This is a genomic window from Advenella sp. FME57 (assembly GCF_014897675.1).
Lineage (GTDB): Bacteria > Pseudomonadota > Gammaproteobacteria > Burkholderiales > Burkholderiaceae_B > Advenella.
In genome coordinates, this window is the sequence record NZ_JABUXU010000018.1 from 1 (window position 1) to 26436 (window position 26436).

Here is a 26436-nt window from a genome sequence, read left to right on the forward strand (position 1 = left end):
TAAATTAACATTATAAATTCTATGTGTGTGGTGTATTAAAGATGGGGTATTTACAGTCGGCGTGTATTTCACACCGGAGACCGCACCGGGGATCTATTAATGTGGTGGCAAAAGTACCTCGGGCAGCCCTACGACGAGCGCGAAAACGACTGTATGGATTTGGCTGTAAAGGTTGCACGTGATGTGCTGGGACTGGAAATTACTTCACCAAGCTACCAGCCAACATTGAAAGACCAGGCGCGAGCGCTACAGGAACATAAAGACGACCTTTGTGCTCGGATAGACATCCCCCAGGACGGTTACCCCGTCCTTTTTTTATGCCGGCGCCGGTTTTTCCATATCGGCGTCTATCTGCGCACCAACCACGAAGACTGGATCTTGCATGCCGACGAAAGGAGCGGCTTTGTAATCCTGACGCGACTGAAAGATATGAGCCTTAAAGGCTACCAATTTGAAGGGTTTTATCAATGGCTTTAAAACCAGTTATCGTTGCCAATCCGCATCCATTGGTTGGTGATGGCAGAAAATACTCATACGTCACGTTTCTGAAAGGGGAAACTCTGGGCGAGTATTTGCAACGTACCGGCTTTGACATCGGACGTGGTCCGAAGTCAGTTTATGTGAACGGGCAGAGGGTGCCGAACGACAAGTGGCATCTCTTATTGCCAGAGACCGGCGACCAAATTGTGATCCGTACTCGGGCCACCGGTGGTGGTAATGGCGGCAAAGTGCTGCGTGTTGTCGCAATGGTAGCATTGACAGTTTTGACCTATGGCGCCGGTACCGCAATGGCTGCCGCGGGCTACTCTTCGATGGCGGTGGCGGGTGCCCAAGCCCTGATAATGGTCGGCGGATCGATGATTATCAATGCTTTGCTGCCGCCGCCAAAAGCCTCCATGACTGGCATCAAGGAGAAAGAGCAGTCGCCTACTTACGGAATCAATGCCGGGAGCAATAGCTATAACAGCTACGGACCCATGATCATTGTGTTCGGTAAGCATAAGGTCGTGCCTTTTTTTGCTAGCAAACCCTATACAACCTTCCAGGGTAATGATCAGTATCTATCCCAGGCATTTCATTTTGGTCTGCAGCCGGATCTAGATCTACAGGCAATCCGAATTGGCAGCACTGATATATCCAATTATCGTGATGTACAGATTAACCGCTCTACCTATGACGGAAAATTGAGTCTTGTAGCTGGAAACGTCGACACCTTGGACGGATTCGAGCTTAGCCAAGGCGATGGCTGGATTCAGCGCACGACGCCACGTGACACCCAGCACATTTCGATCGATGTGGCCGCAAGGCTATTTCACATCAACGATAGAGGAAGCGAACTACGAGAAAAAGTAATCTTTGAGGCTCAATATAAACCGGTCGCAAGTTCACAATGGTTACCGCTTGGGGGCAGTTACGATAAGTTGTCCACGCATTATTGGTCACTAGGCCGTTGGACGATTGAAGAAAGCGTTTTTGGTGGGCATAAAGTCTGGCAGCAAGTCCAATATGGTTCAACCAATCCCAATGAACATACCGAAGGCGAGCCGATGGAAATATGCCATGAGGAGTTCGTGTTTACGAAAGGCTTCGTTCAGAAATGCGAGACCTATTTTTGGCGCTGGATAACCTATGGAATTATGCCTTGGCAGGGGCGAGCACCAAACCCTGTGACAACGATAATCGGTACGGGCATCAGCCAATTGAGCGGATCTGATCCACAGAAGCCTGCACGGATGACGCTTGACGTATCAGTATCGCCGGGGCAATACGATGTGCGTTTTAAAAAGAATTCTGTGGATATTTCGACAAATCGATCCAGCAATAAGCTGACGGTTGCCCAGATACGATGCACACAGACTGACAATGCTGATTACACCGGACAATGCCGTCTTGCAGTCCAGATCAAGGCTACGTCTCAGCTGAACGGAACCATTGACAAGCTTTCTGCTATCGCTACCGCGAAGACCCTAATTTGGAAGAACAACGCCTGGGTCAAGGCTTATACCTCAAATCCGGCTTGGTGGTATCTGATGTGGGCCCGTGGCATGCGGGACAAGAACTATAACCGGCTGTATGGCGAATGCCTGCCAGATAGCAAGATTGATCTCGAGGCAATCAAATCCTGGGCGGCCTGGTGCGATGACAAAGGGCTGACGTTCAATTGGGTACTTGATCGGAAAATGTCGATCGATGACGTCTATCACGTCATTGCTCGAGCTGGCCGTGCATCCAAGACGATGCAAGGTGGGAAACTCAGTGTGATTTGGGATTCTGCTGACATTCCAGAATCCAATTTTTGTACGCCTGACAATATCATCGCCGGATCTTTCAAATACCACTACATCAATACGGAAGTGGCCGATGAGATTATCGTCAACTTTCACAATGAGCAAAAGGACTATGAACCTGATGTCGTGCGTCAGAAGGTACCAGGGGCTACACAAATAAATAACCCGATCACGCTGGACCTTGAGGGGTGTACCGTGGCCAGTCAAGCCGGCCGCGAGGCAAATTTGTTAGCAGCGTCCCAATACTTCCACCGTAGGCAGTATTCCTGGGAAATGGATATTGAGGGCGCCACAATTACCCGGGGGGATGTTGTACGGCTAACACACGATCTCACCAGTTGGGGCGCCTCTGGCCGGTTCGTGGCATATCAGGATGGCCGCATTACGCTCGATGCCTATATTGAATCAATCGATAACGCTTGGATGTCGATTCGCAGCCCGAACAATAAAATAGCACATGTCCGTGTTTCTCCGGTGGCCGCCACCGAAGGCGACCAAGTCTACATTGTCGGCGGCTGGCCACGGGGCGAAGATGGAAATGATCTGATCCCCCGGCCCGACGGCAATGAGATCGACTACATCTGGCAATATAGCCCGACTGAAACGCCAGGCCGCAAGGTGCAAATTAAGTCAGTGCGTCCGGCCGGTGGCCGTAAGGTCAAGTTTGAGGCTATTGACTATAGCCGCGAGTATCACGAGTCAGAAAATAACGCCTTCATACACATTCCGACCGGCACCAGCACCAAAGCGCTTATCAACATATTTAGTATCAGCGCTTCTGAATTGATCATTGATGAGGTCAATGGCCGTGTTGAGGTCACTTTCACCTGGGTGCTCAGCGAGAAATCTAATTCCGATGTGCACTTGTATGTAAACGGGGCGCCATTTGACTCGTTTACTACTGGCCGATACATGACTTCGATCACCGCCGTTCAAGGCGATGTGATTGATATTGAGGTCCGCCCAATCAAAGAAGGCAGGGGATTGGCCGAACGGTACCAGTACAAGGTAAATGGCACACTGTTTAAGATCCCAGCAATACAATCGCTGACCACCGCTAGTGAAATTTACGGGATTCGCCTGTATTGGACTATTCCCCCAGTTAACTATATAGAGCGCACCGAAATCTGGTATTCGGAGCGCTCCAATCGCAATACAGCGCAGAAATTGACTGATCTGGCATATCCGCAGCAGCAGTATCAACAGTCCGGGATTCGTGCAGGTCAGGTTTTTTATTACTGGGTGAGGGTGGTTGATCGTTTCGGAAACATTGGGCCATTTTACCCTGCTGGTGACGGGGTGCGCGGAGCGTCTTCGACCAATGTGAAGGAGTACAGTGAGCTATTTAAAAATGAGTTTCTTGGCTCCGAGGTAGGAAAGCAGCTTCAAGAAAGCATAAAAGTATTGAATGGTGACGCCGCAACGCCAGGCAGTATTGCTCACAAGGTGGGCGTCGTTGTTGACGCAAAGGTCGAGGCCGAACGTATTGCTAGAACGGAGAAAGACGAGGCATTAGCATCAGATCTGTCAAAGCTAGATGCCAAGGCGAATGCCAATGCATCTGCTATTGAGCAGGAGGCAGCTACTCGGGCAAATGCAGATGGTGCATTGGCTCAGCGAATAACTACGGTTCAAGCTAATGTTGACAGTGTAGACGGCAAGGCTGAGAAGGCAATTGTTTCAGCCCAGACCAATAGCAAGGCCATTGCCGAGGCAAACGGTCGGATGTCCTCAACCATTACTCAAAAGGTAGAGATTTTGGCCAATGGACAACGGGTATTTGCTGGTACCGGGCTTGGAATTGAGTCTACACCTCACGGAGAGGGGTTTCAGTCTTCGTATAACGTCTGGGCAGAGCGGTTTGCCGTCTGGTCCGGAACCGGCACTGAGTTGTTCTCGCCGTTTGTAGTTTCAAAAGGGCAAGTTTTCATTAATGATGCCGTTATCGACAAGCTGGCCGCCAGTAAAATCGACGCGACCAGCCTGAGCGCAATTAGCTCCAATCTGGGGGTAGTTCATGCCGGTATTATTTCGATGAATGAGTCGACCGTTGATGGCTGGTCATACATTCGCTCTGGGGCTGATAAGTGGTGGGGTGACAACCTAGGTGGATTCTTTCTGGGCAAGAACACCGTGGAGAATTCTCGCTGGTTTGATCTTACCGCTGGCGGTTGCCGTCTAAGGATGTTCCATAACGCCACTACAAATAGGGCAGGGGCGTCATTACGATTTGCCACGGCTAATGATCAGAGTTTGTTTTATGTAGACGACTCCGGCTACATGCGAGTGGATGCCGTAGATGTAATGGGGACGCTGCAACTGCGAGGTAACTCCGTTACAACACACGTCAGTGGATATAGAACAGATACTGTTTATATCAATGCTCCGCATGGAGGAATGCTGACGGTTTTCGTTCATAAAGCAGGGGGTTATGACGCCCCAGTGTTTTTTGACAAGGAACCTCGTCGCACCCTCAAGATCTACTTATACTTGTCAGTTAACGGGACAATAGTGGCTGATGCCGATGCGGTAAGTTTTTCTGTGCGTGATGGCTGGGGCGGGAGCGGCGAAAATGGTGGTCCTTTGTATGGCCGATACCAACCCGACCTTAGCATTCAATGGAGTGGCTGGGTATCCGGAAATGGTATAGCAATTACGGCCCCTGGAGCGACGTCAATCGTCGCTTTCTTAGCAGCGAGGTAAACGATGAACAATGAGATTATTTCGAATACTGAGACTATCACCTATCACGACCACGAAGGTCGAATAACCGGATCGGTGACCGCTACCCTTAATACCATAGACGCCAACAAGGTAGGACTCTGGGTGAGCGGGATCGGTGACCGAAGCATTCATTACATCAAGGATGGTGTGATTACGGATCGACCGGAGCAAAGAACTACTCTGGAAGGTTCAACGCTAAAAAATTTACCTGTCCCTTGCCAAATTCACATTAGCGGCGAGGTCTACGAGTGTACAGACTCCCAGGCGGAGCTTGAATTCGACCTACCAGGCATGTATCAAATTACAGTGACAGCATGGCCGTTTCTTGATATGGAGTTTAGCTATGAAAATCAAACATCGTGAAGATCCTATCCCTCACCGTCGGGTGTCATACCCCTCAATCTCTGATCAGATTGACGCGATTTACAAGGGCTTCAAAGATCTAGAGGAGCAGGGGTTTAAGTTCAATGAAGAAACGAAAGGGTGGATGCGAGCAGTTTCACAGGTCAAAGCCACCTTTCCAGTGAGTGGCAATACTCCGCCAGCTAATCTAACAGGATCAAATTAGCCACCAAGGCTTGGATAATAGTTCAGCAATATGCCGCCTCATTAGGCGGTTTTTTTATGGAGGTTGTTATGCCTCGAAGGACGGCACTGATGCAGGACGAGACGATACACCTGCCTATTACAACAGGATCGGCTGCATTGATATACGGTTGGACGCTTCAGGATGTTGTGCTCATATTCTGGGCCGCTTATGTCTTGGTTTTAATTGTGATCAAACTGCCGGATTTTGCGACGGCGGTCGTGCGCATTCGGGACTGCGTGCGGCGCCGGGTTGAGAAGTGGAGGGGATTGGATGGATCTGAAAAGTAAAGTAGTTGGCGGGGTAGTTGCTGCCGCAGTGGCCTTGGTTGCCACATGGGAGGGGCGCTCACTGGTGGCATATTTGGATCCTGTTGGTATCCCTACGATCTGCGATGGGTACACCCATGGAGTAAAGATGGGTGATACGGCCACGCCAGAGAAATGCGACGAGCTGACCAGTGAGGAGGTGAAGAAGGCGCTGGCCGTGGTGGATGAATCAGTTCCGCGACAGCTGCCGGATGGCGCCCGGGTGGCTCTGGCCAGCTTTGTTTATAACGTGGGTGCTGGCGCCTATTCTGGCTCTACGCTGCTCCGCAAGCTGCGTGCCGGCGATATTGTTGGTGCCTGCCGGGAGCTCCCCCGCTGGGTGTATGCGGGCGGCCGGAAATTACGAGGATTAGTACGGCGACGGAATGCGGAGATGAAAATATGTCTGCAATAACGCGCTACCTGATTCTGGCTCTGGTGTCCATTTTGGGTGCCCAGTTCTACGGCTGGTACCAGTATCGCCAGGGATACGCAGATCGCGAGACCTTTGCCAAACTACAGACAGCCATACAGAACGAGGTTGCCCGCACGAAGGAGCAGGCCTTGGAGGAAAAAAACAAAGAGTTGGACACGAAGCACTATGAGGAACTACGTGATGCACAGAAAACTATTGAACGTCTTCGCGCTGATCTTGCTGCCGGTCGTCGCCGGCTGTCAGTCCGCGTCAAACGTCCAGTATGCCCCGCCCAAGACACCAAAACCGCCGGCCTGGACCATGGAACGGCACGAGCCGAACTTGATGGACAGGCTGCTCAAGATCTTATCGGAATAGTGGCTGAAGGGGATCAGGCTATTCGGCAGTTGAACGCGCTGCAGGACTACGTGCGTCTGATACATCAAGAGGGTAAAAAATAATTGTTATTTAGCGCATAAACTTATGTGCGTCATTTCGTATAATTATAGAGGTTTCTATAATAGTCGCAATGGGCTGACAAGCAGCCCATGCGGACCCGGACGACCCGGGGGTTACTGGTAAGGAGATTGCGATGAAGCGTATCGCTTTACTACTTATCCTGATTAGCATGATGCTGTTGCTAGCTGCTCCAGCCTACTAATCGGGGGACCGGTGGAGCTACCACTCCACCGGTTTCAGTCCAAATTTACTAAATTTTTTCGACCTTGTCAATTTCAGGAAGGGGATCCAATATGGCAAACAGCAACACAGAACACAGCCGTAAATTGCGAGCAAAAAATGCGACTGAGACGAACAAGCGCCTAGTTGCTGCTGGCTTGATTAAGCTTGTCACATTTCGACTGAAAACAGATCTGGCAAATGAGTTTGACGCTATTGCCCAGGAGCGCGGCTTGAGCCGGCCGGCCACTTTACAGATGCTTTGCGATTTATATCGGCAACATAATCCTTAATGGTTTTCCCGTATTCCCAGGCACCGAAGCATAGGTTCTTGATCTAGAACAGGGACATCTTTACAGACACTTCATATGCTTTGTCAGATGAAGAAACTTACGAAGACTGAACGTCAACTATTGGCGCACAAGGTGGCCGTGTTCATTGAGGACCATCTTTCTGAGATTTTGACTATGCACCGGCTTACCCGATCTTTTCAGATTGGCAAGACTAGGTTGAATAGTGCTTTCGATTCGGCTTACGGATGCTCGCCAGCACAATACATCAGAAATTCACGGATAGAGAAGGCGAAAGATCTGTTATTACGGACAGATCTGCCTGTAAGAGAGATTTCTTATCAAGTGGGTTATCCAAACCACGCCAATTTCACAACCACGTTCGGGAAGATGGTGGGCATGACTCCGCAACAATTCAGAAATAATGCGAGGGTGACCTCAGGGTCTATTGGTAGTGGAATTGGATCTTGAGTTAGATAATTTCCATTAAAGTTTTAGGCTTTCCAGACTTCGATCAGCTCATTTGCTTCCAATTTGTTATTCAAATATTTTTCAATCGCAACTAGTAATTGTTGTTTCTCCCGGAAGTCCAAAAAACCACTGTCAATTATCATTTTTCTATCTAAATCGTCCATATTCAACAATTCAAAACCTATTAGGTACTTATGCTTTTTATAAAATTGTACAGATAGAATCCGTGAATAAATCCTCTGATCATCCAGCGTTTTTGGATATGTGCCGTCTTTGTAAATCAATCTCAATATTTCAATAATATTTTGAATAATTACATCACTCCATTCACTAATGTTGTTATGTTTTTTGAATATTGTGTACGAATCAGGAATATCTTTTATAAAGTCCTCAATGTATTTAGGCCATTGAGTGTTGAAATTTTGTTCATCTTTATTGACGTGAGCGAATTGAGTTAGTACTCGGTGTTTCCCTCCAAGATCTCCCACCACTGCGTTATATAGCCTTTCCGTACGTATATCATCAGGAAACGATCTTATAACTGATATCCAAGCGAAGAACGTCTGTTCAAATGCTTGCCTCTCAATTGTATTTGTTTGTGTTGAGATAATTCGTTTCTGTTCATCCAACTCTTCTTTTTGTGCCGAATAAGTCGCCCAAAGTAAGATCACTGTGATAAGTGCCAAGCCAGTACCAAGTACTCCAGAAAAATAATCTCCAAAGGCTCCATACTTTCCTAAATCCGCATAGAACGGAAAGTAAGGATTAACGCTCGGCCATACATTATTTACGAACGGTAGAAATGCTGTTCCAATCACGATGAGCATGATCGTAAACACGACAGATTTTTTGGTCAACACCCTTTTGAGTATATTCATTTTTATATCACAATCTTTGTTGGAAATATTTGTCATTTGTTTATAGCACTACAGTGTCCAAATCAAAATCTCTTCCTGATTCCGAATATTCCCTACCTTCCGATTCACCTCACACCGTTCAAACGCACTTTCCAAAATAATCATAGGAAAGTTACGAACCAAACTGACAGATATGCGGCTTGAGATCCTATCGGGTTAGTTATTGAGGGGAATCGGGTATCCGGCAGCTCAATGCTCTGCAACATTAGGTGCAAGTGATTGTTGCGAGGTAACTAACCTTGCGTTCAAACTTTGTCGAGTACTACACAATAGCTGATGTGTATGATAAGCCTGCATTTTGAAATACGAAATTGACACCCAAATAAGTATAATGACTGCTATCAAAATTAAGTTTGGGTGGAACAACGAGTAAGAATTCGCCAAAATGGCAAGGCCGAGCCAAAAACAAGGGGCTGCAAATACCATGGCCAACTCAAAATATAAGTTCGTTACTAATTTACTTAGATAGCGATATCCGATAGGTGGAAATTCGAAGGCGCTAGCCAAATAAATCTCCCAATTGGACTTTATATCGAATTCTTGTTCGCGCTTATGGTCCCATTTTGCCTCAATAAAACTTCCAAGGCCCTCAAATATTGATCCTAAAATAGCAACAAATGAAAATGCGACTGCCGCCTGAATTACTACGTGATTCGGGAGATCAATTGGTAGGCCAGAATGAGCGAAGAATAATAGCCAGGGTGTCGCAGCAAAGATTCCTGGAATTAAGATTGTAAGCAGTGATCTGGTAAGAATATGCGGCATATCTATTTAATCAATGAAATATAATGTCACAATATTACACGTTTCATTCAGGATTTGAAGAATCCTCACTCTGATACCTGCTATTTCCCACCTTCCGCGTCACCTCATACCACTCAAACGCGCTTTCCGGCCGGGCCACGGTCAATAATTCCTTCGCCTGCTCCACCGTGGTGGCCGGATCCATCCATTCCCTGGCATGCTCGGCGGTCAGAACAACTGGGCGGCGGTCGTGAATATCCACCATCCCGCCCGCGCTATCGTCCGTCACGATGGCGAACCCTGACTCTTTGTCGACTTCCGCGCCTTCCCGCCAGCCCGATATAGCGGCCATCAATATCGGCTTGCCATCTGCGGGCCGAATGAACCACGGCTGCTTGTCGCCTTTCTCGCCCGTCCATTCAAACCAGCCATCAGCGGGCACAACCATGCGGCCATGGACCGTCGGAGCTTTCCAGAATGGGGAGTTGTCCAGGATCTTGTCTAAGCGGGCGTTGCTCACTGGCGATCGTTTGTACCAGGGCGGGGCATATCCCCAGAATTGGCGCTCGAGGGTAGGGGTCCCTGCCAGTTCATGCATGACAATCGGCCTCGTGCCGGGCGGCACGTTGAAGCGCAGCCCGTCTCCGGGATCGAATATCTTATGCATATTAGTGAAAACGGTCGCAAAGTACTCGTCTGGCAGTTCAGCCTGTCTTATTCTTCCGCACATGTTACGGCCTCCCGTTTTTTAACATTTTGTCATTTTATTTGGTGTATAAATACTGTTTATTTGCACAGTATATTTATCGCCATGAAAAATAACATCGATCTGATACCGCTGGCCGCTGGCCCGGTAAAAATTGGGCATATTTACGCGAAAACGCCGGCAGGCTTTCCGTCCCCCGCCGAGGATCTGGCCGTCAATCGAATTGATATCGGGGCAATTCTGGTAAAAAATCCAACAGCCACCTATTACATGTGCGTCAAGGGCAACAGCATGACTGACGCCGGGATTGACGACGGAGACCATTTGATCGTCGATCGATCCGTCACACCCAAGCACAACCATATCGTGATTGCCGAAATTAATGGGGACGTAACGGTAAAGCGTCTTTTTAAGAGAAATGGCATCATCAAGCTGCGTGCGGAGAATGTCACCTTTCCGGACATCGTACCCAGCGCTGAGCAGGAATGGTCTATCTGGGGCGTTGTCACCTACATCATCAAGTCGACGCTATGACGTACGCGCTCATTGACGGAAACTGTTTTTATTGCAGCTGCGAGCGGGTTTTCATGCCGGCGTTGAAAGGGCGGCCGCTTGTAGTTCTTTCCAATAATGACGGCTGCGCCATTGCCCGGACCGATGAGGCGAAAGCCCTTGGAATTAAGATGGGTGCTCCATGGTTCCAGATCAGGCACCTGTCAGAAAGCCAAGGTCTCATGGGGCTATCAGCGAACTTTGCCCTGTACGGTGACATGTCCGATCGTATGATGACGGTTATCGGCCGCTTTTCTCCTGTTCAGGAGGTCTACAGTATTGACGAATCATTCTTGGATCTGACCGGTATTCGTGATGACTTGACCAAATATGGCCAGCAGATCCGTAAGGAGGTACTGCGCGATACCGGAATTCCTACCTGTGTAGGGATGGGCCCAACAAAGACTTTGGCAAAGTTGGCCAACCACATGGCCAAAAAGAAAACTGACTGGGATGGGGTCTGTGATTTGGGTTCGCTTTCGCGCCAGGAGCTGGCACGGCTGATGAGTGATATTGAAGTGCGCGAAGTTTGGGGGGTCGGCCGGCGGATCGCTAAACGGCTGAATGAAATGGGGATTTACTCAGTGTTCGATTTGGCTAAACTGGATCCAGAAAAGGCTAGGACAGAATTTTCCATTGTGCTAGGCAAAACCGTCCAAGAACTGCGCGGAATTCCGCGTATTGCCCTGGATGAGATGTCCGAGCCCAAAAAACAGATAATCTCGTCACGATCATTCGGGCTGCCGGTCACGACGTTGCCTCAGTTGGAGAACGCTTTGTCAGAGTTTATCGCCACCGCGTGCAATAAGCTGCGGCGCCAAGATTCAGTAGCCAGCACTTTGCAGATCTTCATCCGGACTAGTCCATTTAGAAAAGACAAGCAATACGGCAATTGCCTGACCGTCAATGTGTCAGTGGCCAGTTCAGATAGCCTCGCATTTACAAAGGTAGCATTGCGGGCCCTGCAGCAGATTTTCAGGCCAGGATATAACTATGCCAAGGCCGGCGTGATGTTAATGGATATTGAGCCAGCAGTAGGCATTCAGCAAGAATTGTTTCCGGTAGAGGAAGAAGTGGAAAAGCGTGTGGGACTGATGAACACGCTTGATGCCATTAATGCGCGGTTTGGCAGGGGGGCGCTTAAAACGGGAAGTATCGGGTTTCATGACCGAGAAAATTGGTATATGCGCCAGGAGCGTAAAACGCCAGGGTATACAACCAATTGGGAAGAGGTATTAACGGTGCGAGCTTGACGCCAGTCAAGATTATCCCGTTCTTGAGTGATGTCAACTGAGTGCTTACGGACTACATAAATAAGACTCTACACCACCGTGGTGTGAGCATGTGCCTGGGCCTGTCGAGCTTGACTCCCAGCCATCTTCACAAATCGCACCATAGGCGATTGGTGCGTAACAAGTTTTGGGGTGTCCTTTTTTTCGGTATTCCTGTAAAAGAAATTCACCTTTACTCTGTGGGGGAGACGGTTTGGGCTTAGAACATTGATAAACAATAACAAGAATTCCGATTGCCCATATCCATTTAAACCAGTTGCTATTGGATTTCTGAATGCTATTATCGACCGCGACTTTGGGTTTACCTGTCTCGGTCTTGGGGACTGTCCGTGGGGCAGGATTGGGACTGGGTTTTGACGCTGCTCTCGCTGGCGACTTAGGCAGCCATTTCGCGAAAAGCGATAGATCTTTACCTGAGGGAACATACCAAGTCCTATTAATCGGATCCCAACGAGCACCAAGATTTTTAGCAGTATTTTTTTCCCGGTACGGGACATTTAGGCGAACATTTGTGTTAGATTTTTTTTCATTCATTGTTCTTCTATGCAAGGCGTAGTATCGCTACTTCTTTGAAATACATAATTTATTAGAGAAATTTTGTGTTTTCATTGCTATATCTATTTGCTGACGCAGCATTCTTTTTGGATGGAAGTGTCGCTTGAATTCGCAGTTATTTTGCACGGTCTAGTTTTGGTATCTTCCGTTGGAACCTTGTTCCACAGCGTCAAAAGCAGCTCCTCTTTCTTGATCTTCCTTCCTTAGCATGTCGTAACACTCGTCTTCGCTCAATTCGAATTCTTTCATGCATTTACTCACTTCGATTTCTGCGCGTAGGTAATTGGATTCTCGTTCATGAGCCCGATTTTGCATTGCAAATGCAAGCGAAATGATAATAATTGCTATGTAAATCAATACGAATTTATTGGAGTTTTGCATTTTTTTATATCTTGTTTATAGCCGAAATATCCAATCGCAGGCGAGCGGCTGCTTTTCCTTTCATCATTAGCGAGCGTCTACGAAATTGTGAACTATGATCAGTATTTGACCATCTTCCGTTATTGAAAAAAAGCTCTATGTATATCTTGTTTTTGAGTTTGATTAGAATTTCGTCGTCTTGCTCAAACTGTATATCAAAATCAAAGAGTGCTTTGTTCTCTAATAATGACGCAAAGTACGTTGAATATTCTTGATCGGTCATCCATACGTTATCACCGTTGATATCTGAGTCAAGCAATATAGTGTCGAGAGGAGAGATTGTCACGATCGTGCCCACGACTTCCGAATCGAAGTTTTTTTCACCTCTGTAATAAAGCCATATCCCAAGAGAAACCTCGTCAAAATTTTTGTCTTTGCATGTACAGAATCTGATTTTCTCAATCGCTAGACACATGGTTCTCAAAAGCCTCTTCGATTATTGTAAGAGTCACTAAATTCATCACGCTGCGTCCCTGTCTTTCCTGTATAAGGATTTCCCATTGGGTTGTTTTCAGCGCCATAATTATTGTGTCGAACACTATCTGGATTGCTGCGATAGTGGGGTTGTACATAGGTACCATCTCTTCGCGTATATCCGTCAACTTGGACTTGCGCAAAGATTGAGCCACTGAAAATAAGTCCCAATACCAAAACAGCTGATTTTGATTTGTTCATTGATTTCTGCCTTTTATTTGTTAGTTAGCAATGGCTTACGATAACAAAACGATCTACTCGACGCCAAAAATACCCTAATTTTTATTTTTCATCGAAATAGAAGTGGTTCCCATTATCTGTCGCTGGGGAAGATACTGAAGAAACTGTCTGTTCCTCTGCGCTCCATTGATCGGCGTAAAGGCTCTCTTGCTCATCAACATCGGTTACTGGACGTCCTGGCACCATTCCATGCCCAAATACGCGAGACAGAATCGTTTCACGGATGTACTGCGATAAGGATATATCGTGGCGTTTGGCTAGTTTGGCCAAATCTTGTTTTACTTTATTCGGCAATGCCAATCGGATCGGGAAAATATTTTTTCCAAGCTGAGGCACCCAATACACAGGATCTTTGATGGGTTCGTAGCTCGATGTGTGTTCTTGATGTGATACGTAATGGTCGCGATTTTCCAATTGCAACTTTTCCAAACACATGAAAATGTACTCGCCATAACAGTGACGGTATAGGATCTGGCGCAGATATATCGCCATAGTGTTCCCGCGGAATCTGCTACTTTCTTTTAACGCGTCAGCCAAAATTGTGGGTACCCAAAATTTTACCCACGCATTATTTGACTCAAGGAATTTAAGCTTTCCTGCAGACTCCGTTAAAGATTGCAGAGAATCTATTCGTTTTTGATTAAGGGAAGGTTTGTCTTGGAAAAGAGGCCATGCGGCACTCTCAAATTCCGTTTGCGTGTCCTTAACCACATCCGCTCCTCATTTTTACCTTTTGATTTATGGGCTTATGGTACCGCAGGAGAAGTATCGTAGAGCGGAGAGTTTGCATTTATTGACACTACCCTATGGTTATTCCCACTTTTCACACCGGAATGCCTATAGAGGTGACTGGATAAGCAAAGTTACCCTATAACGACCCAATTTCCGCCTCCTAAGAGTGGAGATTTTGCAACAACCAAATATAGGGGTATGGCTAGGGGGCGAAATAGAGGCGATGTCGTTTAACTAATAATAAAATCAATCGATTAGCATCAGATCGTTCATGAATACTGGTCATGGCGGTGGCTTGGGTTAATGTGTTCTATCTTCCCCTCATCTTCAAGGGATTTAGTCCAATTTCGCCGCCAATTCTTCAGCGCCTTCCCGGTAATACACCATTAGCATGGACAGATTCTTGTGTCCGATCATCTTGGCCAAGTCCAGAATCTCGAGTTTTTTCGCCAGTCGAGTGATCGCTGTCGCGCGGCTGTCGTGAAAGGTGAAACCTTCCAAGGCGGCTGTTTTTTTCGCCTTGCGAAACAAGGCGTCGAGCTGAGAGGTCGTTAATTCAAACACGGTTTCCTTATCTCCGTTCACCGTGCGCAGCCGATCAATAATTTCAACTGCAGCGCGGGACAAAGGCACCTGCCTAATCCCCGATCTGGTTTTAGATGTGCGAACCTTAGCCACTCTACCTGAGAGGTCTTCCCAACGTAATAGGCAGATCTCCTGGGCGCGCATGGCGGTCTCCAGTGCGAAGTGTAATGCCGCTCCTACGCGCTGCGTCACGGTAGCAAAGTTACTTTCGGGCCCATAATCTGTGACGTAATTTAGGAGCTCGATTTCTTTATCTGTAATAATCCGTTCTCGCGGTGGTGGAGCAGCAGGGCGCTTAACAAGTCGCATGGGATTTTCGGTGAGCCATTCCCATTCCTGTATGCAGGCGTTGAATATGCTGGAATATAAGGTCCACTCCCGCCTGACTGTAGCGTCACTCACGCCGCTGGCTTGCCTGCGGTTCCTCCAATCTGCGATGTGGGCTCTAGAAATCTCACTGAGATACATTGCAGACAGCTGTGGCTCATCGCGCAGAAAAGCAGCAATTCTGATTTCGTCCCATCGTCGTCCTTTCTTTTTGGGGCTGATTTCTTCAAGGTAACGACGCATTGCGGTCGCTAACGTCACTTTATGGAATGGGGTGCGGGCTAACCGCATTTGCTGATTCGCCCATTCGATGCATTCACGCTTGGTCTGGAACGTAGATGAAGGGCGATTTTTGGGTGAAAGATAGACCTGCACCCGATAACCGTTTTTTACCGGACGGATAGTAGCCATTTGAGTAGAGCGGTGAGTAGTAATTTAGTAGCGTGATTGAATTTTTTTATTTATATACGCTAAATTTACTACACGCTTGTACTTTAACTCATTGATTCTACTCAATTTTATAGAAATACGATCAATGGTTTTTAGTACCGTGGTGCCGATAATAGGAGTCGAACCTACGACCTTCGCATTACGAATGCGCTGCTCTACCAACTGAGCTATATCGGCAGTCTTACAGAGTCGAAAATTCTAACATATTTTTTTATGTCAGGCTTGCGGCAGAACATTGCATGAATATCTGCCCGCAAGGCTGCATAGATAGAAGGGCGGCCGTTGGGCCAGCAGGCCTTAACGGCGACGTGGGCGTGCGGGGCCCGAAGGAGCACGACCGGCAATGTGACGGAACGTGATACGACCTTTGCTCAGGTCATAGGGGGACATTTCCAGGGTGACTTTATCGCCAGCCAGAATACGAATATGATGCTTGCGCATTTTGCCACCGGTGTACGCAATAATGGGATGTCCATTGTCCAGCGTGACCCGAAAGCGGGAATCAGGCAATACTTCTGTAACAGATCCACTCATTTCAAGTAGTTCTTCTTTTGCCATATATTGTTCTCCTGTAAAGATTAATAATCAACGGCAGGATGCGGTGGAAAGCGGTGCAACCCAAGGGGCGCGAACACACAAAACCACGGCAGGATGCCGGAAAATGCAAATGCGGATGCCAGGCGCTTTCGCAGAAAGCTGATTCTGCATTACCACTCACGAAAGCGGGTCGTACTGCAGTCTGAAAAAATGATGTCTATGTACAGAAAACGGTGCTTCTGCTGCCATCAAGTGAGGGAAGTTATCCGTTTGATACTGGTATGGTTCACAAGGTCATACCGACGGTAATCGTTGTGTCTGTTCGTGAAGGCACCTGGTGGGGCTTAGCCGTCACGGCTTGTTGGATGATGTTTTTATGTAGGACTGTACGTTGTTTATTATACACTCAATTGTGATATTCCCTAAAATATGTTGCGTTTTTGGAACATAACAGCCATGTTTTTTATCCATATGGGGAAAATACGTCGTTTTTTGATCATTCAATCAGTTCTTTTCCTTTTGTTTCCGGCAGCATAAACGTCGTGAGCAGTACGAGTACATACGCACCGGTGGCAAATGCGGCAATGGCGCCGGCCAACCCCATGGATTGACTCAGATAGCCGACCAGCCCCGGGAAAAGGGCGCCCACGCCACGCCCGAAGTTATAGGAGAAGCCTTGACCGTTGGCGCGGATAGCGGATGGGTACAGTTCGGTCAGATAGGCGCCAATGCCGCTGAAGATGCCCGAGGCCGCAAAACCAAGCGGAAAGCCCAGTATCAGCATCTGTGTATTGCTTAGGGGGAGCGCGGTATAGAGATAGACGCAAACCCCCGACAGTACTGAAAACAAAATCAGGTTGGCCTTGCGCCCGAACCGGTCGGCAAAGTACGCGCCAGCGATATAACCGCAAAATGACCCTGCAATAATGACCAGCAGATAGCTGCCGGTGCCAACGACAGACAGATGTCTTTCCGTCTTCAGAAAGGTTGGCAGCCAGGTGGTGATGGCATAGTAACCACCCTGCACGCCGGTGCAGAGCAGGGCGGTAAGCAGGGTGGTCTTTATAACACCTGGGGCGAAGATCCCCCAGATGTTGGAAACATTTTTCTGTTCGAGTACTTTTTTCTTAAAAATTTCCGGTTCGGGAACGTGGCGACGAATAAACAGCACCAGCAGTGCCGGCAATACGCCGATCCAGAACAGGCTGCGCCAGGCCCATTCAACGGGCAAAATAGAGAACATAAGCGTATAAACCAGCGCGGCGGCGCCCCAGCCGATGGCCCAACCGCTTTGGACCGTTCCCACGGCCTTGCCGCGATGTTCAGCTCGGATAATTTCCCCCATCAGCACGGAACCCACGGCCCATTCGCCGCCAAACCCCAGCCCTTGCAGTGCCCGCAACACAAAAAACTGTTCAAAATTTTGTGCAAAACCGATTAGCACCGTACATACCGAGAACCAGAGAATGGTGATCTGCAGGATCCGCACCCGGCCATAGCGGTCGGCCAGAATGCCGGCGCCCCAGCCCCCGATTGCCGAAAACAGCAACGTGATGGTGCCCAGGATACCGGCTTCGGCATTGCTGATGCCCCAAAGCTGGATGATGGCGCTAATGACAAATGTGAACACCATGAAATCGAAGGCGTCGGTTGCCCAGCCACCGAAAGCCGCGATAAAGGTATTTTTTTCTTTCCGGTTCAACTGCGTGTACCAATTCATCTGGCGTCTCCTGTGACATATTTGGCCGGCTCTTGCAGAGCCTGAATTTTTTTCAGCGCCCAAAACTGTACAAAGCGGCCGGGTTCTCTACAAGTATTTTGTTGCGTTGATCAGCGTTGGGCGCCCACTGTGCCAGCTGGCTTAACAGCAGGCCGGTATTGGGCATGCGGGAGATGGCCACATGCGGCCAGTCGCTGCCCCAAAGCATGCGGTTTTCATTGGTGGCAATCAGCGCCCGGGCCCAGGGAACGACGTCGCGAAATTCTGGGAAATCCTCACTGATACGGTAGGCGCCCGACAGTTTTACCCACCAGCCGTGGTGCTCGACCAATTGCTGCATTGCTCGAAAGCCAGGATGATCAACGCCTTGTGCAACGGGCATATGACCCATATGGTCAATGACGCCGGGCACCGGCAGTTGTTTGAATCGTGGCAGCAGCTCAGGTAATTGGCGGGCATCCATCAGAAACTGCATATGCCAGCCGAAATCGGCGATCTTGCGGGCAAGGTTTTCCATGGCGTCAAAGCCGGTGCCTCCGCCAAACAGCACGTTGATGCGCAACCCCCTGACACCCGCCTCGTGCATCTGTTGCAATTGCGCGTGTGTGACGTCATCGCGCACAACGGCAATGCCGCGCAATTTGTCCGGATGCCGTTTCAATACATCCAGCATATAGCGATTGTCATCGCCATAGACGCTTATTTGAATGAGCACGCCGCGTTGCATGCCGGTGCGTTCAAGCATGGACAGATAGCGGGATTCGGGGGCCCCGGGCGGGGTATAGCTGCGATTGGCGACAAACGGGTACGCATTCGTATCGTCAGACACGACATGAGCGTGGGTATCGCAGGCATTGGCAGGCAATTGAAAGCCGGCTGGGGCAATCTCCTGCAGGGGGGCAAGACAAAACTGCATAATCACTCCATTTGAAAATAGGGCGTTTGCATGCGGTTTATAGTAGCAACGAAAGGGAGCGGATGTCCAATTTTTGTTGTTTCCCCATACCGCGGGAAAGCCTGGCTGGGAGGGTGACGTTGCAATGAGGGCGTAGCGCAGGGAGCTTGGCGTTATGCAAGTGGCTCTCGAAGCACAATGGAGCGATATCGACAATTAATAACGAGGTAGTCAATTCTGACGTCACGATTGATGGTTGCAGTGATCTCCCATGAGTGCCATCTTGATCATGAAAGCATAATCGCTGTATGTCGGGCATTCATATTCCGGCATACATTGATTTGACGATCAGCCAAGTCCTGTCCTGATAATCCTGATTCGACATTGTCCCCTGAGGTTACATTACATGTAGACGATGATAAGTTTGACAATCGATGAACAGAGCCGTGCTGCGGTAACTGCGGTGTATGATAAATACAAGCCCCGTTTTTCGAGTCGATCAGCAGAACCAAGCTGATAAAATTGCAAGTGTGTTACGAGGATGTTCAGCTGCTCCATGGTTTTGACAACTACGACACTGCGAGCGCTTATCTCTAGAGCACATTGTTCAGGAACGATGTCGTCGGTCAACTCGAACCATTGCCCGATGCCCAGCCGGTTGTCAGGATCTACGGCGTCGCTTGGCTTTTCTCATGAATACTTTTCGCCCTTGAGCTATGTTGATACATTCTAATTTTTTACAGCGTGCTGTCGTGTTGCCGCAGCACTACCAGTGGGTCGGCTCGCCGCAGCCCGGTGTGGAGCGTGTGATGCTGGATCGGGTCGGTCAAGAGAAAGCCCGGGCGACCAGCATCGTACGCTATGCGCCAGCGTCCCGTTTTCCGGGGCATCAACATCCCGGTGGCGAAGAAATCCTGGTGCTGTCAGGAACGTTTTCTGACGAAAACGGCGATTACCCGGTGGGCTGGTATTTGCGGAATCCGCCTGATTCCAGTCACCAACCGTTTACCCGTGAGGGCGCCACTATATTCGTAAAGCTACGGCAAATGCCAGAAGGTGAGAGCCGCAGCGTGCGAATCAACACGCGGGAACCTTCAACCTGGATCAGGCACAGTAAGGGAGAGTCCTGCGCCTTGTTCACGGACGAGCGTGAGCGGGTGTCGCTGGAGAAGCTAGCGGCCGGCGCCCGGATCTTCAGTCAGTTTGTCGAAGGGGTGGAATTGCTGGTGCTCGAAGGAAGCCTGAATGAGGCGGCACACGAGTATGAGCAGGGTAGCTGGTTGCGTCTGCCGCCTAGCGAGTATCCGGAGTTGGTCGCCGGTCCCGAGGGCGCGAGCCTTTATCTGAAAACCGGGCATCTGGGTAAATATCTGACTGGGGTGGTATCGTCATGATGGTAGCCGGCATGGCGATTACCATGGTCGAAGGTTTCTTTATATCCCTAAGGCTGTAGCACATAAGGCGTGTTTATTACGGTTTGTCACAAGCGGTGTTAAGCAAAATCATATTTCAAAAGCATCAATAACTTAACCTTATATCCAAGCCTTAAACGCGAAAAAATTGCGTTTGTCGTGCCTTCGTTGGAAATGAGCCGGGTTCCCTTTACCGCCCAAGCGAGTAGAACTCGGCGTTGGGGCTCATGCTAGTCACATTTGCGAGGCGATTTGACATGCCGAAAAATGCTGAAATGCCGGCAATATCCCAAATGTCATCATCGGTAAAACCGTGCCGTTTCAGTGTTTCGAAGTCGGGTTCACCGACTACGTGCGCGTTTTGCGAGACCAGTATCGCGAAATCCAGCATGGCCTTCTGGCGATCAGTGATGTTGGCTTTACGATAGTTCGTAGCAATTTGATCGGCAATAAGGGGGTCTTTGGCGCGTATGCGCAAGATAGCGCCGTGAGCGATGACGCAATATTGGCATTGGTTAAGGCTGCTTGTTGCCACAACGATCATTTCACGCTCTGCTTTGGTCAGATTGCCGGGCTTTTCCATAAGCGCATCGTGATAAGCGAAGAAAGCGCGGAACTCGTCGGGCCGGTGCGCAAGCGTCAAGAAAACATTCGGAATGAATCCGGATTTTTCCTGAACCTCGAGAATCCGTGTCCGAATGTCCTCAGGCATATCCTTGAGCTCAGGGACCGGGAATCGACTGATAGCGGGTTGGTTGGCTTGCGTCATTTTTTCTCCTATTGGGAAATTTTTGATGCGATGTTTACAATTCAGGGCGGCTGATTTTCACAATGGCCTGGCATTTAACACTTTCGAGCGCCGACGATTGGGTGGTCAGCGATCATTGTTTGTGCGAGGCACTTTAGCCTGAAATTGAGCTGCTGAGTCCGGCGTTGCAGGGCTGGCTACCCTTCAGTGAATGGGTGATGCGCCGCGGGTAGCACAAAAGATGGGTCCGACCAGAGATTCACGCGTGTTCATCATTAACATTGAGGGCCTTTGAAGCGGAGGGGAGCATTCCGTCGTAGACTACGATTCGTTCGATATAGGGCTCCATGAACTGCTTCATCGCCACATGGGATGGGCAGGCTTGATAGACATCGTGTGCCGCTGAGTTGGCGAAAGCGGCACTGGTAGCGTGCGTGTAGCCCTGAGATCGATCTGCTATGTTCTCCCCAAAGTGATACATGAGCAGACCTTCGCATTCACGTTTTACGAGCGTTGTGTGATGTACTACTTGCTGAAAAAATCGGGTATCAGCCTTATTGCTAAATTGCATTAATACTATGTGCAAAAACATTGTCACCCCTTTGTTATGATGTTGGTCGTATCATGCTACTGAAAGAAGATCTGGTGGATATATCTCACATTCTTGCGAGCAAGCCACCATCAATGGTTAGAAGATGACCATTGACGAAACTTCCAGCCTGAGAGGCAAGGTAAACTGTCGCTGGAGCGATGTCTTCGGGTTGCGCCCAACGCCTCAGAGGTACGGAGTCCAATACAAAATCGTTGAATTGTTCACGCTGCTGTAGTGCGGCGGTGAAGTTCGTTTTGACAAATCCTGGGGCTAGCGCATTGCAGGTTATGCCATGTTCGCCGTACTCGACTGCGAGTGAACGCGTAAACGCTGCTAGCGCACCCTTAGAGGCAGAGTAGGCCGATATACCGGGCATTGAGGCTAGCGCGGCCACGGAAGATATAAGAATGATCCGTCCATGACCTTCGGCCATCATATGAGGAAGTACTGCGCGAGTGCAGTTAAAGGCGCCATTTACATGGACATTGAACAGGGATTGCCACGCTTCAGTGGTCTGTTCAATAACCGGCATGCGATTCTGGTTGCCCGCATTGCTTACGAGAATATTTACATGCCATCCTTCCGCAGCCAATTGGCTGCACGCATCTTGCACTGCCGCTGCGTTCGACACGTCGAAACTCGCCGCCCGCGATTCAATACCCAGAATCCTCAGCTTGGCAACAGCTTCCTCACAAGTGGCCAGCGACAGATCGTTGACGATGATTCTAGCACCGGCATTTCCCAAGCTGTAGGCAATGGCATACCCGAGTCCTGTCCCTGCGCCTGTGATCAGCGCAGTGTACCCTTCAAGGCCAAATGTTGCTTTTAGATAATCGAGGCTCATTGACCGTCTCCTTTAATTGATTTGATATTCATGTGAAAAAACGGGGTTGATTCCGTCATTCTTACTTTAATGCCTGTACGCCTGCGCAGATGTTCATGCTCTGGCCGGTCACGCTACGCCCGGCGGGAGAGGCAAGAAACAGTGCTGTGTCTGCGATATGTTCCATGGGTACCATCCGATGCAAAGCCACATTCTCCAAAATCTCGGCGCGCATTTGAGCTTCTGGAATACTTTTGACAAGCGCCTTGGCAGAAACCACTTTATTGACTCTTTCGCTTTCAACGATGCCGGGTAATATGGCATTCACGGTGATGTCATGCTCGCCCAACTCAATGGCAAGGCTTTGAGTCATCCCTATGACTGCCCATTTTGAAGCAGCGTAGGCGCAGCGCAAAGGATATCCGATGCGCCCCGCTACAGAACTCAGATTGATGATAGTGGCTCGGTTCGATTCTTTGAGGGAGCCGATGGCACGGCGAGAGCATAGAAACTGACTGCGCACATTGACGGCCATTGTGCGGTCCCATTCGTCGATGGCTATTTTTTCGATGCCGGCTGTCGGACCGGCAATTCCCGCGTTATTGATCAAAACATCCAGCCCACCCATTGCATGTAGGGCGTGGTCAAACCAGGAATTTACTTCATCGGGGTCGGAGACATCAGCCTTGAACATGCCAAAGTTCGGGGCCACGTCACGAAGCGTACTCAGAGCCGTGTCGGATATATCGCAAATGTGAACTTGCGCGCCCGCGGTATCGAATGCCCGGGCAATGGCAAGCCCGATGCCCGACGCACCGGCTGAGACCATTACACGAGCTCCTTTCAAGGTAATAGGTTTCTTCATGTGAGTCCTCTATGATTACTTTCACACTTTTCAGTTCATCCAAACTTTGGATTTAAAATAGTCGCTCATGGGGTATTTATGGCGTGGTGATTAGCCTATTGCATAATCCATCGATATGGGGTCAGCACTAACTGAGGAAATATTACGAGTAGCAGTAGCACAATACATTGCGCAAGCAGGAATGGCCATACTCCAGCAATCAGTTCCACCATTCTTGCCTTGGTGGCGCCTGCCACGACATTGAGCACTGCTCCGACCGGTGGCGTAATCAATCCAATCGAGCAAGCCAACATGAAGATGATGCCAAAATATACGGGATCAATTCCGCTAGCCACCGCCGCGGGCAACAGAACAGGTACAAGGATTAGGACGATTGGAATCATGTCCATCGCTGTTCCGATCAAGATAATCAGCCCAACGATGACTAGCATCATCAACGTGGGAGAGTGTTTGAAGGGCTCCACAAGGGACGTTACCTGCTGCGGTAAGCCCGCAATGGTGATCATCCAGCCCGAGACGAGCGCAGCAGCGACCAGAAAAATCACCATAGCGCTCATCTTGGCAGATTCCAAGAACACCTCGTATAGCTGGGGAATTCGCAATTCTCGGTATATACACGTCGCGACAAATAGAGCATATACTGCTGCGACTACGCCAGCTTCCGTTGGGGTGAAAACACCGAAGCGCAGACCTACGATAATAATGACCGGTAGCAAAAGCGCCCAAAAACTTTCAACCAAAGTGCGCATAATGTCCTTGCGCTCAACTCGCGGCAAGGGTTGTGTATTCTCTGTTCGAGAAACCAAAAACCAGGTAACTGATAGGGACAATCCCATTAGAATGCCGGGCACGATTCCGGCCATAAATAGTCCGGTAATTGAAATATTGCCCGTGACACCAATCAAGACCAAGCCAATCGAAGGCGGAATGACCAGAGCAATAATGCCCGATGAGGCGACTAATCCGCCTGAGCGACCTTTCGAATGGCCCGCTTTCATCATCATGGGCACTAGCAGTGTCGACAGCGCGGCAGCATCGGCCGCAGCCGAACCAGAAAGGCTTGCTAGTATGCAAGCGGCCAGTATCGTGACGTATCCCAAGCCACCTTTGATATGGCCAACGAGTGCCAACGCCAGATTGACGATGCGTCCTGATAACCCGCCAGCATTCATGATCGCACCAGCAAGCATGAAGAACGGTACTGCCATCAAGGGAAAGCTATCCGCACCATTCAGGAGATTCTGCGCAACTATTTGGGCGTCATAAAAATCCAGATGATACATTAAGGCAACGCCTGTTAATATCAGAGCATAAGCGACTGGCAGACCAATCGCCAGGCCAGCAAATAGTACAAAGACAAATATCGCAAGCGTCATTATTCAGCCCCTGAGCTATGGTTGGTGATTACTGCATCCAGTTCGCTTGCTGGTGTCTTGAGAAGTACTATCAACTGATATATCAAGATAATCCCCGTCGACAGAGCAAATACTACGCCTACACCGAAGAACCAGCCTTGGGAAAGACCGGTGGCCGGCGCACTGGCACCCATATTCAAGATGGTTTGCTCCACGCTACCGACCAAGATCAACCAGGTAGCGTAAATCATCAACGCCGAAGCGACAATTAGGCATAGTTTGCGCATACTTGGGTTCAATGCTTGAATGACAAGGTCCACGCCTAGGTGAGACCGATCATGAAGCACTAGAATTGATCCTAGAAAAGTGAGCCAGACAAAGCACCAACGTGCGAGCTCCTCAGATACGGGCAGCCCGGTATTAAATGCATAACGCATGACAACATTGGAAAATACCATCACCACCATCGCAGCGAGGCAGGCAACGATGATGAACTTCAATAGTGTGAAGTAAGCTAGTATTAATTTTGACATCATGATGTCCTAGAATAAATAGCCACGAGGCTTTTGCTCAAATGAAACTGAACAAACACGAGTCTGACCATCTCGCCAAGTGGTTTGATAAATAGTCGTAAAACGGCCGCTGCGATGTCAACCATCAGCGGCGGTATGCTTGTTATTATTGTGCTCGAATCTGCTGAATTGTATCGAGTGTCTTGTCGACTAGCTCAGCGCCTAATTCGGTCTTGTATTTTTCCATCACTGGAGCCGTTGCTTCGATCATGCGGATCCGTTCCGCCGGCGCGATGGTATTGAACTGCAAACCTGCTGCGATGAGTTCTTTTACCACTCCTTTTTCCATTTCGCGGCTGACTTTACGGTGGTAAGCTTGCGACTCGGAGCACGCTTCTCGCAATACAGTTTGCTCTTCAGGATCAAGGCGATCCCAGAAGCGCTTGCTTGCCATAACCACGGCGGGAAGAAATACGTGATTTGTTTCGGTCAAGTAATTCTGAATTTCCTGATATCCGCTACTCTTAGTGACAAGATAAGCACTTTCCTGACCGTCAATCGCCTTGCTTTCCAGCGCCGAGTAGGTTTCTGGATACGGAAGTGGCAGTGGGTTGGCGCCTAACGCCTTGAATGTGTCGATATATATGCGGTTCTGCAACGTGCGTAGTTTCAGCCCATTGAAGTCCTCGAGCGTCTTAATGGGATGCTTGCTGTTGGTTACCTGCCGAAAACCGTAGTCCCAATAACACAAGCCAACTAAGTTTTTGGTTGAAAATGTGTCGAGTAGACTCTGTCCGACAGGCCCGTCGGTTACTGCATCTGCTTCTTTAACCGATTGAAATAGAAAGGGCAGATCGAAAATGCCCAGCTCTTTTACGTTGTTCGCAGCGCCCGCCGTGGATACGACCGTCAACTCGATAATTCCACCCTGAGCTGAAGACATCGCCTGAAGCTCATTGCCTAGCTGCGCATCTGCGTAACCCACGATTTTGAATTTTCCATCTGTCTTTTTGTTTACGATATCTATGAACTTGTTGGTCGCCATACCAACTGGGTTTGTCTGACTGACGGGGTAGCTAAATTTGGCCTTGCGTTCCTTGAACTCTGCAGACGCCTGACTTGAAACGGCTGCGAACAATACCGACGCTACAGTCGTGACGATAGTTTTCATATTGAACGACATAGAATGTCTCCTCTTTATAATTTGAAGATGCAATGTGGGA

General features: G+C 49.0%; 30 protein-coding genes and 1 tRNA gene. 12 read left to right on the forward strand and 19 right to left on the reverse strand.

The genetic code is table 11. The features are described 5' to 3' along the window. Positions 1-153 precede the first annotated feature (153 nt). From INT32_RS17915 to INT32_RS22425, 9 genes are all read left to right on the forward strand, one after another. Positions 154-477 carry a hypothetical protein gene (locus INT32_RS17915; RefSeq protein WP_193090077.1) on the forward strand — a complete coding sequence of 108 codons (324 nt, stop codon included), beginning with the start codon at positions 154-156 and terminating at the stop codon, positions 475-477. Then, complete coding sequence (locus INT32_RS17920; RefSeq protein ID WP_193090078.1) at positions 468-4991, forward strand: host specificity protein J; 4524 nt, start codon at positions 468-470, stop codon at positions 4989-4991. The genes INT32_RS17915 and INT32_RS17920 overlap by 10 nt, the downstream gene beginning before the upstream one ends. 3 nt (positions 4992-4994) lie before the next feature. Continuing rightward, positions 4995-5375, forward strand: coding sequence for a hypothetical protein (locus INT32_RS17925; protein ID WP_193090079.1), 381 nt, complete (start codon positions 4995-4997; stop codon positions 5373-5375). Beyond that, entirely contained in the window at positions 5356-5580 is a 225-nt protein-coding gene (locus tag INT32_RS17930; RefSeq protein WP_193090080.1) for a hypothetical protein, read from the forward strand. Before INT32_RS17925 ends, INT32_RS17930 begins: the two co-directional genes overlap by 20 nt. Positions 5581-5669: 89 nt before the next feature. Then, on the forward strand, positions 5670-5888 hold the full coding sequence (locus INT32_RS17935) for a hypothetical protein (protein WP_193090081.1): 219 nt from the start codon (positions 5670-5672) through the stop codon (positions 5886-5888). Continuing rightward, on the forward strand, positions 5872-6321 hold the full coding sequence (locus tag INT32_RS17940; RefSeq protein WP_193090082.1) for a lysozyme: 450 nt from the start codon (positions 5872-5874) through the stop codon (positions 6319-6321). Before INT32_RS17935 ends, INT32_RS17940 begins: the two co-directional genes overlap by 17 nt. Next, positions 6309-6782 (forward strand): lysis system i-spanin subunit Rz, encoded by a 474-nt coding sequence (locus INT32_RS17945; RefSeq protein WP_193090083.1) that lies wholly within the window; start codon positions 6309-6311, stop codon positions 6780-6782. The genes INT32_RS17940 and INT32_RS17945 overlap by 13 nt, the downstream gene beginning before the upstream one ends. Before the next feature lie 291 nt (positions 6783-7073). Continuing rightward, positions 7074-7292, forward strand: a complete 219-nt coding sequence (locus INT32_RS17950; protein ID WP_193090084.1) for a hypothetical protein — start codon at positions 7074-7076, stop codon at positions 7290-7292. A gap of 174 nt (positions 7293-7466) precedes the next feature. Next, positions 7467-7760 carry a helix-turn-helix transcriptional regulator gene (locus tag INT32_RS22425; protein ID WP_226817273.1) on the forward strand — a complete coding sequence of 98 codons (294 nt, stop codon included), beginning with the start codon at positions 7467-7469 and terminating at the stop codon, positions 7758-7760. Between the two features lie 23 nt (positions 7761-7783). On the opposite strand, the gene INT32_RS17960 is transcribed toward INT32_RS22425, so the two are convergent. The 3 genes from INT32_RS17960 to INT32_RS17970 form a co-directional block, all read right to left on the reverse strand. Beyond that, positions 7784-8638, reverse strand: coding sequence for a hypothetical protein (locus INT32_RS17960; protein WP_193090086.1), 855 nt, complete (start codon positions 8636-8638; stop codon positions 7784-7786). Between the two features lie 228 nt (positions 8639-8866). Further along, on the reverse strand, positions 8867-9442 hold the full coding sequence (locus INT32_RS17965; protein ID WP_193090087.1) for a hypothetical protein: 576 nt from the start codon (positions 9440-9442) through the stop codon (positions 8867-8869). 43 nt (positions 9443-9485) lie between these two features. Then, positions 9486-10124, reverse strand: coding sequence for an SOS response-associated peptidase (locus INT32_RS17970; protein WP_226817274.1), 639 nt, complete (start codon positions 10122-10124; stop codon positions 9486-9488). Here INT32_RS17970 and INT32_RS17975 point away from each other — a divergent pair. Further along, positions 10014-10661 carry a LexA family transcriptional regulator gene (locus INT32_RS17975; protein ID WP_226817264.1) on the forward strand — a complete coding sequence of 216 codons (648 nt, stop codon included), beginning with the start codon at positions 10014-10016 and terminating at the stop codon, positions 10659-10661. The genes INT32_RS17970 and INT32_RS17975 overlap by 111 nt on opposite strands. Then, positions 10658-11932 (forward strand): Y-family DNA polymerase, encoded by a 1275-nt coding sequence (locus tag INT32_RS17980; RefSeq protein WP_193090090.1) that lies wholly within the window; start codon positions 10658-10660, stop codon positions 11930-11932. Before INT32_RS17975 ends, INT32_RS17980 begins: the two co-directional genes overlap by 4 nt. Before the next feature lie 45 nt (positions 11933-11977). On the opposite strand, the gene INT32_RS22430 is transcribed toward INT32_RS17980, so the two are convergent. The 9 genes from INT32_RS22430 to INT32_RS18020 all read right to left on the reverse strand — a co-directional run bounded on the left by INT32_RS22430 (position 11978) and on the right by INT32_RS18020 (position 18927). Further along, positions 11978-12505, reverse strand: coding sequence for a DUF5710 domain-containing protein (locus INT32_RS22430; RefSeq protein WP_226817266.1), 528 nt, complete (start codon positions 12503-12505; stop codon positions 11978-11980). Positions 12506-12655: 150 nt separating this feature from the next. After that, the gene (locus tag INT32_RS17985) at positions 12656-12907 is read right to left on the reverse strand and encodes a hypothetical protein (protein ID WP_193090091.1); all 252 of its coding nucleotides are present in this window, start codon (positions 12905-12907) and stop codon (positions 12656-12658) included. A gap of 459 nt (positions 12908-13366) precedes the next feature. Beyond that, positions 13367-13621 (reverse strand): hypothetical protein, encoded by a 255-nt coding sequence (locus INT32_RS17990; RefSeq protein ID WP_193090092.1) that lies wholly within the window; start codon positions 13619-13621, stop codon positions 13367-13369. An 81-nt stretch (positions 13622-13702) separates the two neighbouring features. Further along, positions 13703-14371 (reverse strand): hypothetical protein, encoded by a 669-nt coding sequence (locus INT32_RS17995; RefSeq protein ID WP_193090093.1) that lies wholly within the window; start codon positions 14369-14371, stop codon positions 13703-13705. A gap of 357 nt (positions 14372-14728) precedes the next feature. After that, positions 14729-15715 (reverse strand): site-specific integrase, encoded by a 987-nt coding sequence (locus INT32_RS18000; protein ID WP_193090094.1) that lies wholly within the window; start codon positions 15713-15715, stop codon positions 14729-14731. Between the two features lie 140 nt (positions 15716-15855). Continuing rightward, positions 15856-15931: transfer RNA gene (locus INT32_RS18005), tRNA-Thr, on the reverse strand. 120 nt (positions 15932-16051) lie between these two features. Beyond that, positions 16052-16312 (reverse strand): translation initiation factor IF-1, encoded by a 261-nt coding sequence (infA, locus tag INT32_RS18010; RefSeq protein WP_014750950.1) that lies wholly within the window; start codon positions 16310-16312, stop codon positions 16052-16054. Between the two features lie 475 nt (positions 16313-16787). Further along, on the reverse strand, positions 16788-18011 hold the full coding sequence (locus INT32_RS18015) for an MFS transporter (RefSeq protein WP_193090095.1): 1224 nt from the start codon (positions 18009-18011) through the stop codon (positions 16788-16790). Between the two features lie 52 nt (positions 18012-18063). Next, positions 18064-18927 (reverse strand): amidohydrolase, encoded by an 864-nt coding sequence (locus INT32_RS18020; protein ID WP_193090096.1) that lies wholly within the window; start codon positions 18925-18927, stop codon positions 18064-18066. Between the two features lie 695 nt (positions 18928-19622). On the opposite strand from INT32_RS18020, the gene INT32_RS18025 reads away from it, so the two are divergent. Beyond that, positions 19623-20300 (forward strand): cupin domain-containing protein, encoded by a 678-nt coding sequence (locus INT32_RS18025; protein ID WP_193090097.1) that lies wholly within the window; start codon positions 19623-19625, stop codon positions 20298-20300. Between the two features lie 208 nt (positions 20301-20508). On the opposite strand, the gene INT32_RS18030 is transcribed toward INT32_RS18025, so the two are convergent. The 7 genes from INT32_RS18030 to INT32_RS18060 all read right to left on the reverse strand — a co-directional run bounded on the left by INT32_RS18030 (position 20509) and on the right by INT32_RS18060 (position 26396). Further along, entirely contained in the window at positions 20509-21087 is a 579-nt protein-coding gene (locus INT32_RS18030) for a peroxidase-related enzyme (protein ID WP_193090098.1), read from the reverse strand. Positions 21088-21325: 238 nt separating this feature from the next. After that, positions 21326-21658: a Dabb family protein gene (locus INT32_RS18035; protein ID WP_226817267.1), complete on the reverse strand. Its 333-nt coding sequence runs from the start codon at positions 21656-21658 to the stop codon at positions 21326-21328. Between the two features lie 64 nt (positions 21659-21722). Next, positions 21723-22502 (reverse strand): SDR family NAD(P)-dependent oxidoreductase, encoded by a 780-nt coding sequence (locus INT32_RS18040; RefSeq protein WP_193090100.1) that lies wholly within the window; start codon positions 22500-22502, stop codon positions 21723-21725. A 61-nt stretch (positions 22503-22563) separates the two neighbouring features. Beyond that, positions 22564-23346: an SDR family oxidoreductase gene (locus INT32_RS18045; RefSeq protein ID WP_193090101.1), complete on the reverse strand. Its 783-nt coding sequence runs from the start codon at positions 23344-23346 to the stop codon at positions 22564-22566. Positions 23347-23441: 95 nt separating this feature from the next. Further along, positions 23442-24722, reverse strand: a complete 1281-nt coding sequence (locus INT32_RS18050) for a TRAP transporter large permease (RefSeq protein WP_193090102.1) — start codon at positions 24720-24722, stop codon at positions 23442-23444. Further along, positions 24722-25237 carry a TRAP transporter small permease gene (locus INT32_RS18055; RefSeq protein WP_226817268.1) on the reverse strand — a complete coding sequence of 172 codons (516 nt, stop codon included), beginning with the start codon at positions 25235-25237 and terminating at the stop codon, positions 24722-24724. Before INT32_RS18055 ends, INT32_RS18050 begins: the two co-directional genes overlap by 1 nt. A gap of 142 nt (positions 25238-25379) precedes the next feature. Continuing rightward, complete coding sequence (locus tag INT32_RS18060) at positions 25380-26396, reverse strand: TRAP transporter substrate-binding protein (RefSeq protein ID WP_193090103.1); 1017 nt, start codon at positions 26394-26396, stop codon at positions 25380-25382. Positions 26397-26436: the final 40 nt, after the last annotated feature.